The 12,273-nt window shown below is 69.8% G+C and carries 9 protein-coding genes; 3 read left to right on the plus strand and 6 right to left on the minus strand.

The window, feature by feature from the left end; genetic code table 11:
- The first annotated feature begins 162 nt into the window (after nt 1-162).
- A complete protein-coding gene (locus tag ABIB42_RS04440) occupies nt 163-762 on the plus strand; it encodes a phasin family protein (protein WP_273027648.1) in 600 nt (199 codons plus the stop codon).
- On the opposite strand, the gene ABIB42_RS04445 is transcribed toward ABIB42_RS04440, so the two are convergent.
- From ABIB42_RS04445 to ABIB42_RS04455, 3 genes are all read right to left on the minus strand, one after another.
- Nucleotides 763-1,983: an acyltransferase family protein gene (locus ABIB42_RS04445; RefSeq protein ID WP_429247945.1), complete on the minus strand. Its 1,221-nt coding sequence runs from the start codon at nt 1,981-1,983 to the stop codon at nt 763-765.
- 79 nt (nt 1,984-2,062) lie between these two features.
- A complete protein-coding gene (locus ABIB42_RS04450; protein ID WP_312160277.1) occupies nt 2,063-2,788 on the minus strand; it encodes a LytR/AlgR family response regulator transcription factor in 726 nt (241 codons plus the stop codon).
- Nucleotides 2,776-3,846 carry a sensor histidine kinase gene (locus ABIB42_RS04455; RefSeq protein ID WP_229520491.1) on the minus strand — a complete coding sequence of 357 codons (1,071 nt, stop codon included), beginning with the start codon at nt 3,844-3,846 and terminating at the stop codon, nt 2,776-2,778. Before ABIB42_RS04455 ends, ABIB42_RS04450 begins: the two co-directional genes overlap by 13 nt.
- Before the next feature lie 130 nt (nt 3,847-3,976).
- Here ABIB42_RS04455 and ABIB42_RS04460 point away from each other — a divergent pair, with 130 nt between their 5' ends.
- Nucleotides 3,977-6,427: an ATP-binding protein gene (locus tag ABIB42_RS04460; protein WP_429247946.1), complete on the plus strand. Its 2,451-nt coding sequence runs from the start codon at nt 3,977-3,979 to the stop codon at nt 6,425-6,427.
- A gap of 38 nt (nt 6,428-6,465) precedes the next feature.
- Here the strand turns inward: ABIB42_RS04460 and ABIB42_RS04465 are convergent, their stop codons facing one another.
- From ABIB42_RS04465 to ribA, 3 genes are all read right to left on the minus strand, one after another.
- Nucleotides 6,466-7,512: an FHA domain-containing protein gene (locus tag ABIB42_RS04465; RefSeq protein WP_429247947.1), complete on the minus strand. Its 1,047-nt coding sequence runs from the start codon at nt 7,510-7,512 to the stop codon at nt 6,466-6,468.
- Nucleotides 7,509-8,978, minus strand: a complete 1,470-nt coding sequence (locus ABIB42_RS04470; protein ID WP_005666483.1) for a S1 family peptidase — start codon at nt 8,976-8,978, stop codon at nt 7,509-7,511. The genes ABIB42_RS04465 and ABIB42_RS04470 overlap by 4 nt, the downstream gene beginning before the upstream one ends.
- 73 nt (nt 8,979-9,051) lie before the next feature.
- Nucleotides 9,052-9,762, minus strand: a complete 711-nt coding sequence (ribA, locus tag ABIB42_RS04475) for a GTP cyclohydrolase II (RefSeq protein ID WP_429247948.1) — start codon at nt 9,760-9,762, stop codon at nt 9,052-9,054.
- A 222-nt stretch (nt 9,763-9,984) separates the two neighbouring features.
- On the opposite strand from ribA, the gene ABIB42_RS04480 reads away from it, so the two are divergent.
- Nucleotides 9,985-12,267 carry an ATP-binding protein gene (locus tag ABIB42_RS04480; protein WP_429247949.1) on the plus strand — a complete coding sequence of 761 codons (2,283 nt, stop codon included), beginning with the start codon at nt 9,985-9,987 and terminating at the stop codon, nt 12,265-12,267.
- Nucleotides 12,268-12,273: the final 6 nt, after the last annotated feature.

Raw genomic sequence — 12,273 nt, forward strand, 5'->3', positions numbered from 1 at the left:
CTTTCTGACATGCAAGGATCGGGCCAGCCCGAATATCAGGGAGCCTGCACGTTTGGTGCACCTCAACTGTGCAGGGACGGTAGCGCTTTAATGTTCGTTGTTCGTGCCCAGGCACGCAACTCATTCATTTCACGTTCAATCTCACTCAAAGAGAGGCTCTGCATGTATCCGTTTCCGCAATCCGTGACGCCGGCCGTGCGCACCCACCTGGACGCCCAGACCGCCTTCGTCAACGACATGTCCAAATCCCTGTTCCGTTCCTTCCAGCAGATGTGTGAACTCAACATCCAGCTGGCCCAGACCATGCTCGAGGAGACCACGCTGGCCAGCCAGCACGTGCTGAATGTCGACCGCCAGTCCGAACTGCTGGGCGCGGCCTCGGCGCGGGCCCAGCCGGCCACCGAAAAGCTGCGCGCCTACCAGCAGCACGTTTCGCGCCTGACCACCGACGCCCAGGTCGAGCTGGCGCGCGTGGCCGAGCAGCACGTGCAGGCCACCACCCGCACCGCGCGCGCCGTGGTCGACGAGGTGGCGCGCACCTCGGCCGAGGAAACCGAGCGCGGCATCCGTAGCCAGCAGGAGGCGCTGCGCACCATGACCGACCCGTTCACGCGCGCCGATGGTGCAGGCAACGCGCGCGCCGACGGCGCGGCGCAGTCGGCCCAGCAGACCAGCCAGCAGGCGGCCCAGCAGGCGGCCCAGCAGGCCACGCAGGCGCTCCAGGCCGGCCAGCAGGGACGCCAGGCGCTGGCGACACACTGATCAGCGCGGCGCCGTCGCCTGGCCGTGCGCCAGGGGCGGCATGCCTCCCGTTCTCGCCTCTGGCGCCAGGCCGAACAGCGGGCGCGCCCAGCGCATACGGCGCACGGCTTCGTACAGCGCGAAGCTGCCGGTCGCGGTCAGGACCATCAGCAGCAGGGCCTCGACGCCGGGCGCCAGGCCCAGCGGCTTGAAAGCATGTGCCATCACGACGATCAGGGTCTGGTGCGCGATATAGACCGGGAACACCGCATCGGTCAGGTAGCGGCGCGCCGGCCCGTCGCGGTCCAGGTGGCGGCGCGCGAAACCGCAGGCGGCGACGATGGCGCTCCAGGCGCACAGCGCATACACGCAACGCATCACGGGGACCCAGAACGCCATCATCTGCGCGCTGTGTTCATGGTGCGGGGCGGCGTGCCAGGCCACGAGTGCGGCCCATCCGGCCAGCGCAATGCCGAGGGCGCTCCAGCGCACGCTCTCCATGTGTTCCCACACCGGACGGCTGCGCGCCACCAGGGCGCCGAGCAGGAACATCGGCAGGTAGGTGGCGTGATTGAACCAGTCGTCGACCAGGGCGTGGGTGCCCGGGAAGCGGTCGGCCAGCAGGATGCGCACGATCGCCAGGAACAGCGCCGGCAGCGCGATCAGCTTCCAGCCGCTCACCATGCCGGCGCTGCGCGCGGCCAGCGCCTCGATGCGGGCGTTGCCCAGCAATGCCGCGCAGGCGGCCAGCACCAGCGTGTACACCCACAGGTAGGCGACGAACCACAGGTGGTTCCAGGTCGGCAAGACCAGGCAGCCGTCCTGGCAGAAGCCGCCGTAGCCGACGAGGTACAGGCGCATGAACGCCATGAAACCGTCGGCGTAGCCAAGCTTTTCGACCACCTCCAGCCAGGGCTGCGGCGGCACGATGACCAGCATGCCGAACAGCAGCGGCAGCAGCAGGCGCAGGCTGCGCCGGCGCACGAAGGTCCCCGGCGCCATCTTGCGCAGCAAGAAATGCGAGGCCGCGCCGGCCACGAAGAACAGCAGGCTCAGGCGCCACGGCGAGGACAGCAGCATGAACGGTTCCGGACCGGCGCCGGCATGCGGACTCTTCACGTGCCAGCCCCAGCTCACGTAGTACATGCCCACGTGGTAGGCGATCAGAACGAAGAAGGCCAGGATGCGGACCCAGTCGAGGAAATACAGGCGGTGATTGCCGGCGGAAGTGGTTGGCTGCATGGCGCGCTCTGGTGATGATGGAGACGCCAGCATCGCGCGCAGGCGGGATCGCTGCCAGCGCCAGGGGGCGAACCGGGCCTTACGTGGGGCGAGCCGGGTCCAGGCGTGCGAGCAGGGCGGGGCGGTGCTGGCGGCTGCATGGCACCCGCGCGCCGCTGCGCAGCACCAGTTCGCAATCGCCCTTGTCGAGCGGCTCGATGCGGTCGATGGCCGAGAGGCGCACCGCCGCGCGCCGGTGGCAGCGCATGAAGGCGCTTCCCAGCTGGCCGAGCAGGGCGCCGAGGGTCTGGCGCAGCAGCGGGGCGCCGGCGCACGTGTGCAGCGCCACATAGTTGTCGGCCGTCTCGAGCCACTCGATATCGGCCACCTGCACCACGCGCGTCGCGCCGCGTTCGCTCACCAGCAACTGGCGCGGGGGACTGGGCGGCGGCGATGCCGCCTGCACTGGCGCCGCCAGGCGCGCGCGCAGCCGTTCGAGCGCCCGGTGCAGGCGTTCCTGGTCGAAGGGCTTGAGCAGATAGTCCACCGCTTCGCTGTCGAAGGCGCGCAGCGCATAATCCTCATGGGCGGTGACGAACACCACCAGCGGCGCCGGCGCCGGCAGCGAGGCGGCCAGGTCGATGCCCGAGAGCTCCGGCATCTCGATATCGAGCAGCAGCGCATCCGGCCGTTCGCTCTCGACCATGCGCAGGGCCTCGACGCCATCGACCGCTTCGCGCACCGACGCGATGCCTGGCGCCAAAGCCAGCATGCGGCGCAGCCGGTCGCGCGCCGGGCGTTCGTCGTCGACGATCAGCACGTGCATGGCAGCCTCATTTCCGCGCGCACGCCAGCCGGCGCCAATGCGACCAAGGCCAGGCTCGCGTGTTCTCCGTGCAGGGCGGCCAGCCGCGTGCGCAGGTTGGCCACCGTGATGCCGGGCGCGCTCGATTCTTCCAGCATGCCGCCGTCGTCCTCGACCCGCAGCACCATGGCGCCGCCGTCGACGGCGGCCGCGACCCGGATCGCGGTCGCCTCGCGGCGCCGTCCAACGGTGTGCTTGAACACGTTCTCGAGCAGCGGTTGCAGGCTGATGGCGGGCAGCATCACGTCAAGCACGGCCGGGTCGACGTCCCACGCCAGCGTCACCCGTCCCTCGAAGCGCTCGGCCATCACCGCCGCATAGCCCTGGGCCAGGCGCAGCTCGTCGCGCAGGCGCGCCTGCGGCCGCTCGCCCAGCGCCAGGGTGGCGCGCAGCACGTCCGCCAGGCGCACCAGCGTGGCGTCGGCGCGCGCCACGTCGGTATGCATCAGGGAAGAGATCGTGTTCAGCGCGTTGAACAGGAAGTGCGGCTGCATCTGGCGCGTCAGGCGTTCGAGCTGGGCTTCGCGCAGCAGCGCGCCGGCCTGCTCGGCGCGCACGCGCTCCTTCATCATTTCGCGGTAGGACAGGAGGCCGAAGCCGATCGTCGTGAACAGCCCGAAGAACACCGAGATCTTGAGCGCCTCGTAGACGAAGACGTCGGACCAGGGTTGGTGTTCGTAGCGGACGCCGGCCAGCGCATAGATGCCGTGCCGGATCGCGAACACGATGGGCGTGAAGCCGAACCAGTACAGCGGCAGCCAGCGAAGTTGCCGGCCGAACCAGCGCCGGGGCGTGGCGACCAGCGCATCGTCGCCGCTGCTTGACCGGCGCTGGACCAGGAACAGGAGCGTCGCCACCACCGCGGACGAGGTCTCCCACAACACCGGTTGCCATAGGGCCGTGCCGCCGTCGCGCCGATAGTCTTCCAGCGCGACCAGCACCATCAGGCTCCAGAACAGCATCCAGGCAATGCCGGCGACGATGAGGCTGCGGTTTGCGCGGTGTGAAAAAGAGGGCACGGATGGGTTCCATCTGAGAAAGACCCGATCATCGTGCATCGGCCCACGCTTGTCAAAACGGCGCGCCGTGGTAAATGTGACAATTGGTGACCATTGCCGTGCCTGCAAGCCCATCGTGCGACAATGGGCCATGAACATTCCTGGTCACCACAGCGACGATGCCGATAACCGGCGCCAGATGCGGGCCCTGCTTGCGGCCCATGACTGGTCGTCGAGTCCCATGGGCGCGCCGGGCGGCTGGCCGGTCGAGCTGCGGGTGGCGCTCGACCTGATGCTCGATGCGCCCCATCCGACCCTGGTGTGCTGGAGCGAGCGTTACCTGATGCTGTACAACGACGCCTATGCGGCGCTGCTCGGCCATGCCCATCCGGGCGCGCTCGGCAGGCCGCTGAGCGAGGTCATGCCGACCATGTGGCCCGAGGTCAAGCCGCTGGCCGACGCCGCCATGGCGGGACGGCCCGGCCATGTCGAGGACTTGTGCGTGACGCTGCCGCCGGGAGACCAGGAATGCCAGCGCTGGTTCGCCGCATCCTACGTGCCCTTGCGCGGCCTCGACGGCGTGGCGGGCGGTTTCGTTCATACCGCTTTCGAGACCACCGGCCGGGTGCTCGAGGCGCGCCGCGCCGATCAGGCGCGGCGGGCGAGCGATGCGCGCTTGTCGGCCCTGTTCGACAGCCTGCCGGTCGGGGTCGGCGTCAGCGACGCCAGCGGCGCGATCGTGCTGGCGAACGACGCGATGGAGCGTTACCTGCCGACGCGCCGCATGCCGTCGCGCGATGAGCGCGGCTTCGCGCGCTGGACGATATTCGACGAGGATGGCGCGCCGGTGGCGCGCGAGGATTTTCCCGGCGCCCGCGCCCTGCGCGGCGAGCGCGTCGTGCCGGGCATGGAGGCCTTGTACCGCGAGGACGACGGTCGCGAGGTCTGGACCCATATCAGTTCGGTGCCGATCCGCGATGCCGATGGACAGGTCAACGGCCAGGTCTCGGTGGTCACCGACATCGACCGCGTCAAGCGCGCCGAGGCGGCCTTGCGCGAGTCCGAGGAAAAATACCGCAAGCTGTTCGAGGAGGTCGATGAAGCCTTCTGCATCCTGGAAGTGAAATTCGACGCCGGCGGCGCCCCCTGCGACCTGGTGTTCATCGAAGTGAACCCGATGTTCGCGATCCAGAGCGGCATTCTTGACGCCAAGGGACGCTCGGTGCACGAGCTGGCGCCCGGCCTCGAATCGGTCTGGCTGGAACGCTACGGCGCGGTGGCGCGCACCGGCGAATCGATCCTGTTCGAGGAATATTCGCCCAAGCTCGAACGCTGGTTCGAGGTCAACGCCTCGCGCATCGGCGCGCCCGAGGCGCGCCACGTGGCGCTGGTGTTTCGCGACACCAGCGAACGCAAGCGCATCGAGGAAGACATGCGGCGCCTGGCGCGCGAGGCTTCGGAGGCGAGCCGGCGCAAGAGCGAGTTCCTGGCGGTGCTGGCGCACGAGCTGCGTAACCCGATGGCGACCATCCGCACCGGCCTCGAGATCATGCGCCTGCGCGCCGACAATCCGGACACCCTGGCGCGCGTGCGCGAGATGCTCGAGCGCCAGACCCACCAGCTGTCGCACCTGGTCGACGACCTGCTCGACGTCGCCCGCGTCAGCAGCGGCAAGATCGAGATCCGCAAGCAGCTGGTCGACCTCAACCGGGTGGTGACGAGCGCGGTGGAGACCAGCACTGCGGTCATCCAGGGCGCGCGCCACCGGCTCGACGTGCGGCTCTGGCACGAGCCGCTGTTGCTGGACATCGACCCGATCCGCGTCGCCCAGGTGGTGAGCAACCTCTTGACCAATGCCGCCAAGTACACCCCGCCCGGCGGCGACATCCGCCTCGACGTGAGCAAGGGCGCGAGCGGGGCGGCGGGCGAGGCCACGGGCATGGCGATCGTCGCGGTGAGCGACAGCGGCGTCGGCATCCTGCCCGAGCACCGTGAGGCGATCTTCGAGATGTTCAGCCAGGTCGGCGACCATGGCGGCCTGGCCCAGGGCGGGCTGGGCATCGGGCTGTCGCTGGTGCGCCAGCTGGTGGCCCTGCACGGCGGCCGCATCGAGGTGGACAGCGCCGGCGCCGGCCAGGGCAGCACCTTCACCGTGCGCCTGCCGCTCGGCGCGCGACCAGGCGCCGGGCCGGACGAGGTCTTGCGCGAGGCGCGGCAAGAGCAGCGCGCGGTCCCGCGCCGCAGTTTTCGCATCCTGGTGGTGGACGACAACACCGATGCCGCCGAGAGCCTGTCGCTGCTGCTGCAGATGAACGCCCACGAGATCCGCAGCGCGACCAATGGCCGCGACGCGCTGGCGCTGGTGCGCGACTTCACGCCCGACATCGCTTTCCTCGACATCGGCATGCCGGGCATGAACGGCTACGAGCTCGCGGCGCGGCTGCGCGCGCTGCCGGCGCTGGCGCGCACGGTCATCGTCGCCGTGACCGGCTGGGGTTCCGACGAAGACCAGTTGCGCGCGCGCGAAGCCGGTTTCGACCACCACTTCACCAAGCCGATCGCGGCCGGGACGCTGAGCCGGCTGCTGGGCCAGCTCGGCTAGCGCGCCCGCTTACCGTTCAGTTGCCGCTCAGCTGCCATTCAGTTGCCACCGCTACGCTCGGCGTCGATCTCCTTCTTCATCGCCCCCACCTGGTCGATGTAATCGGCCACCGGCACGTCCGGGCTGGCGCGCAGCTCGGGCGGCAGCAGCACCGGCATGTACAGCTCGTCGGCGGTGCGGCCGTGGCGCTGCATGTTCCCGGCCAGGATCAGGCTCGACACCAGGAGCGCCAGCGCGCCGCAGGCCAGGCGCAGGCGACGCCGGTACTGCGGCGTGACGGTGGCGAGGTGGAAGTAGACCGCCACCGCCACCGTCGCCACCGCCGCGTGCGAGGCATACGCGGTCAGCCATTCGAGCGACCAGGCATAGGCCACCACGCTGGCCAGCAGGCGCAGGCCCACCAGCGCCGCCAGCGCGCAGCCATAGATGAACAGGTGGCGCCCGAGGCGCGCGCGGCGCCCGAACAGGCGGTTGCCGAAGGCCCACAGGCCGGCCCAGGCCAGGCCGATGCCGCTGGCCGCGGCCGGGAACAGGGCATAGCGCTCCAGGTCGTTGCTGGCGTCGGTCAGCCAGGCCACCAGCAGCGCCGCCAACACGGCCAATACGATGCCGGCGCCGCCCGGCAGCATGCCTTCCCAGCCGTGCATGGTGCGATCGACCATCTCCGGCGCGACCCGCTGCGCGGCGCCGCGGATGCGCAGCGAGGTGTGGCCCATGCGCACCACGGTGTCGCCGTCGAGCGCCAGTTCGTCCTTGATGCGCCGGCTCTTGTGCACGATGCCGTTGCGGCTGCCGAGGTCGCGCAGCCGCAGGCGGCCATCCGGCCCGGCTTCGACCACGGCGTGGTGGGCGGCCGCGTAATCGTCGTCGACGATGAAGTCGTTGTCGTAGGCGCGGCCCATGCGGATCGGCAGCGCCGCCACGCGGTGGCGGTGCAGCACCTCGCCGTTGCGGGCCAGGGTCTCGATGGTCCACGGGCCGCGCAGCGACTCGGCGCTCATTGGCCCGCCGGTCGGCGCGCTGGTCGGCGCGCTGGTCGGGGCGCCCGTCGGCCTGTCCAATGGCTGGCTGGTGTGCTCGCTCATCGCCGTCCACTCCGCCCGAAGGCGCCCAGGTAGGCGCGCGTGACGCGCAGGCCGTTTTCGTAGGAGACGCCGGACACGTCCAGGCGGCTCTGCAGGCTCGATTGCGAGGCGTCGGTGCTGGCCGTGAGCAGGGTGAAGTTGTACAGGCCCTCGAACTTGCGGTAGGCGCGCACGCAGGTGACGGCGCGCAGCGGCAGGGTCCGGGTATGCACGAAGCGCTCGGTGCAGAACGGCTTGGTCAGGCGCGGGTCGCCGGTGCTGCCCAGGTTGTTCACCTGGAAGGTGTCGCTGGCGAGCGTCGCGAAGCGCATCGGGTCCATGGTGCCGCTGCGGATGTACTGGTGGGTCATGGCCACGTTGCCGGTCTGCTGCACGTCCGACACGAACACCGCCGACTGCATCACGCAGCTCATCGAATCGGTGCTGTAGACCGCGCCGCGGGCATTCGAGCGCCCCCAGCAGCGCACCTCGCCCGATTCGCGCACCGGCACCAGGTACTGGCCCATGCCCTTGAGCGTGAGGGGTTCCTCGAGCAGCTTGTCGACCATATTGCCCTGGTGCGCCAGCAGCTGCTTGCCGATCAGCGGATTGAAGTCGGCCGGCGGCGCGGCCTGCTCGGCCACCTTGCGCAGCAACTCCTGCGCATGCTTGACCGGCACCAGGAAGCTGACCGATTCGCCGTCGCGCCGGCGCGAGACGTTGATGCCGGCCACGGTGCCGCTGGCGGTCACGCTCGGCCCGCCGCTCATGCCCGAGTTGATCGGGCCGGAAAAGATCAGGCGATCGTAGAAGCTGCGCGTGAGCACGCCGTTATACGCCCCTTCCGAGATCGCGAAGCCCAGGTCGAGCGGATTGCCGAGCGAGTACAGGCGCTGCCCCTGGCGCAGCCGCACCGGCTGCTCGGGCACCTTGAAGAAGCCGCTGCCGTTGCGGTTGATGCGCACCACGGCCAGGTCGTGCAGCACGTCGACCGCCATCAGCTCGACCGGGCCGGTATTGCCGTCGGTGTCGATGTATTCGGCCGTATAGATCGCGGGGTCGAGCGCCATCTGCGACACCACGTGGTAATTGGTCAGCGCCAGGTTGCTGGTGCCGACCAGGAAGCCCGAGCCGACCGTCGACTGGGTGCGGCCGTTCTTGAGCAGCATGCGGATCTGCAGCAGGTCGCCGCGTGCGGAATCGTACAGGTCCTGGGCCGCCAGCGAAGGCTCGGGCAGGGCGTCCTGGGCCTCGGTCTCGCCCGGCAGCGGCGCGTTCGGCGTGGCCGCGGGCGCGGTATCGACCGGCATCTGGGGCGCGCCGATGGCGGCGCCGGTGCCGACGCCGGCCGTGTTCTGGCTCGCGCGCGGCGCCGTTTGCGCCAGATTCTGCGGCTGGGGCTGGGCAGCGGCCGGCGGCGACGTCGCCTCGAGGGCGGCGCCGACGGCGATGCAGGTCAGCAGGAGTGCCAGGACAGCTCGTTTCATGCAATAGTTTGATGGCAGTATGAAATACTATCTTGCCACTGGATCAACGAGCGTTGCGCGCGTTAGCGCACGTTTACGGCAATGTCGGCGTCGATTCAGGGGTATTGGCCGGTTCGACCAGTGCCTTTTCGCCCTGTTCGACGGCGGTCAGCGGCGCCATCATGTGGCCCAGCTTGGCCTGCTTGGTGTTCAGGTAGCTGTTGTTGTAGGCATTGCGGTTGACCAGCAGCGGCACGCGCTCGGCGACCGTGACGCCGATGCGGTTCAGGGCGTCGATCTTGCGCGGGTTGTTGGTCATCAGGCGCACCGACTTGATGCCGAACTGTTCCAGCATCGGCCGGCACAGCTCGTAGTTGCGGGCGTCGGCATGGAAGCCCAGCTGCAGGTTGGCCTCGACCGTGTCGGCGCCGGCTTCCTGCAGGCGGTAGGCGCGGATCTTGTTGACCAGGCCGATGCCGCGGCCTTCCTGGCGCAGGTAGAGCAGGATGCCGCGGCCTTCCTCGGCGATGCGCTGCAGCGCGCCTTCGAGCTGGGCGCCGCAGTCGCAGCGCTGCGAGAACATCACGTCGCCGGTCAGGCATTCGGAGTGCACCCGCGCCAGCACCGGCTCGCCGGTCGACAGGTCGCCCAGAGCCATCGCCAGGTGTTCCTTGCCGGTGGCCGGCTCGACCCAGGCGTGCAGCGTGAACTGGGCCCACGGCGTCGGCAGCGCGCACGAGGTGGCATAGTCCAGCAGGGAAGGCGGCGGCGAGGAAAGAGCGGGGGCGGCGGCGGTGGCTTGCATGACGGTGTTTCCAATCGATGTACTTATAGCCGTCAAGTTTACCGGAAATCGGGCATGGCCGTGCGGAATCACCCGCTTTTCGCCGGCCCCGGGCGGCGTCTGCGCCAGGAGGCGGACAGCGCTTGGCGAACGGTCGAGCTGCGCGGATGACCAAGTTTCGTATTGCCAAGCACTATTGTCACCGTGGTACGCTCGGTATTAACGATCGTCCCAGGTGCTTCCATGCCGCATTCCCGACCTTTCCTGCATCGCTTGAGCCCGCGCGGCCTCGGCGCCTGGCTCGCGCTCGCGTTCTCGGCGCTGACCGTGGTCCTGACCCTGCTGCTGGTCGAGGTGGTCGAGCGCGCCGCCACCGACCAGGTCAAGAGCAGCATCGGCAGCGGGCTGGGCGAGATGGCGATGCAGACCGCCGACAAGCTCGATCGCGGCATGTATGAGCGCTATCGCGAGGTGCGCCTGATGGCGCGCCGCAGCGACCTGATGGCCGCCGGCACCTCGCATGCGGAGCGGCGCCGCATCCTGGGCGACATGCAGTCGAGCTACGGCTACTACGAATGGATCGGCATGGCCGCGCTGGACGGCACGGTGCTGGCCGAGGCGCGCGGCCTGCTGGAAGGGAAGAACGTGGCCAAGCGGCCGTGGTTCATCAATGCCCTCAAGGGCACCTACGTCGGCGACGTGCACGAGGCGGTGCTGCTGGCCAAGCTGCTGCCGGTGCAGGAAGGCGAGCCGCGCCGCTTCGTGGACGTCGCCTTTCCCTGGCTGGACGCGAACGGCAAGCCGGCCGGCGTGCTGGGCACCCACCTGTCGTGGGAGTGGGCGCGCGACGTCGAGCGCTCGATCATCGCGCCGGTCCAGGCGCGCAACCGGGTGCAGGCATTGATCGTCAGCGCCGAAGGCGTGGTGCTGCTGGGGCCCGAAGGCCTGCAGGACACCAGGGTCGACCTGGCCAGCCTGGGCGAAGCGCGCCAGGGGCGCACCGGCTACGCGATCGAGCGCTGGGACGACGGGCGCGACTACCTGGTCGGCTACGCCGCCACGCGCGCGGTGGGCGACTATCCGGGCCTGGGCTGGCACGTGCTGGTGCGCCAGGACCTCGAGGACGCCTACCGGCCGGTGCGCGAGCTGCGTGAACGCGCCTTGTGGAGCGGCGCCGCGCTGGCGCTCCTGTTCTCGCTGGCCGGCCTGCTGCTGGCGCGCCGCATCACGCGTCCCTTGCAGGCCCTGGCCGCGTCGGCCGACCGCCTGCGCCGCGGCGACAGCCAGGTACTGGTGCCGGCGGGGCGCGGGTATACCGAGGTGCGCCAGCTCTCCGGCGCGCTCAATGCGCTGGTGACGGCGCTGGTGCAGCGGCGCGCCGAGCTGCAGACGCTGAACGACACCCTCGAACAGCGGGTCGAGCAGCGCACCCTGGAACTGGAACGCGCGTTGGCCTCGGTGCGCGCCAGCGAGCAGCGCATGGCCACCATCGTCGGGGCGGCGCAGGACGCCTTCATCGCGGCCGACCAGCGCGGCATGATCCTCGACTGGAATCCGGCCGCCGAGCGCATGTTCGGCTGGAGCCGCCACGAGGCGGTCGGCTGGCCGCTGGCCGAGATGATCCTGCCGGAGCGCTACCGCGCCAGCATCGCCAAGGCGCTGCGCGGCTTCCACCAGGGCGCGGAGTTTTCGTATGACCGGCGCCTGGAGCGGATCGTGGTCAACCGCCAGGGCGCGGAATTCACGGTCGAGACCACGGTGGCGCTGGCGGGCGAGGGCGCGGATGCCTTCTTCAGCATCTTCCTGCACGACATCTCCGAGCGCAAGAAGGTCGAGCGCATGAAAAGCGAATTCGTGTCCACCGTCTCGCACGAGCTGCGCACGCCGCTGACCTCGATCCACGCCTCGCTGTCGCTGCTCGACACCGGCATGGCCGGCGAATTGCCGCCGGACGTGGCCAAGCTGCTGCACATCGCCAGCCAGAGCTGCGACCGCCTGATGCGGATGGTGAACGACCTGCTCGATATCCAGAAGATCGAGGCGGGCCAGATGGAATACCGGCGCAGCGTGCAGCCGCTGGCGCCGGTGCTGCGGCACGCGACCGAGGCGATGGAGGGCCAGGCGCGCCAGGCCGGCGTCGCGCTGCGGCTCGACCTGCCGCCGGGCGCCGAAGGGGTACAGGCCGCGATCGACCATGACCGCCTGGTGCAGGTGCTGAGCAACCTGCTGTCGAACGCGATCAAGTTCACGCCGTCCGGCCAGACGGTGACGGTGGGCCTGGCGCAGCGGCCGGGCTGGGCGCGCCTGAGCGTGACCGACGAGGGGCCGGGCATCCCACCCGCGTTCCAGGCGCGCGTGTTCGAACGCTTCGCCCAGGCCGACGCCCACGACACGCGCCAGCGCGGCGGCACCGGGCTGGGGCTGAGCATCAGCAAGGCGATCGTCGAGGAGCACGGCGGCACGATCGGCTTCGAGACCCGGGCCAGGCTGGGGACGCGGTTTACGGTGGAGTTGCCGCTGGGGTGACTGGCG

The organism is Massilia sp. UYP32 (assembly GCF_050434365.1).
GTDB lineage: Bacteria > Pseudomonadota > Gammaproteobacteria > Burkholderiales > Burkholderiaceae_D > Telluria > Telluria timonae.

Bases quoted from the DNA above. Each gene is read 5' to 3' on its own strand.
- ABIB42_RS04465 (WP_429247947.1), bottom strand. From the start codon at position 7,512: ATGAGCGAGCACACCAGCCAGCCATTGGACAGGCCGACGGGCGCCCCG.
- ABIB42_RS04470 (WP_005666483.1), bottom strand. From the start codon at position 8,978: ATGAAACGAGCTGTCCTGGCACTCCTGCTGACCTGCATCGCCGTCGGC.
- ABIB42_RS04460 (WP_429247946.1), top strand. From the start codon at position 3,977: ATGAACATTCCTGGTCACCACAGCGACGATGCCGATAACCGGCGCCAG.
- ABIB42_RS04480 (WP_429247949.1), top strand. From the start codon at position 9,985: ATGCCGCATTCCCGACCTTTCCTGCATCGCTTGAGCCCGCGCGGCCTC.
- ribA (WP_429247948.1), bottom strand. From the start codon at position 9,762: ATGCAAGCCACCGCCGCCGCCCCCGCTCTTTCCTCGCCGCCGCCTTCC.
- ABIB42_RS04450 (WP_312160277.1), bottom strand. From the start codon at position 2,788: ATGCACGTGCTGATCGTCGACGACGAACGCCCGGCGCGCGACCGGCTG.
- ABIB42_RS04440 (WP_273027648.1), top strand. From the start codon at position 163: ATGTATCCGTTTCCGCAATCCGTGACGCCGGCCGTGCGCACCCACCTG.
- ABIB42_RS04445 (WP_429247945.1), bottom strand. From the start codon at position 1,983: ATGCAGCCAACCACTTCCGCCGGCAATCACCGCCTGTATTTCCTCGAC.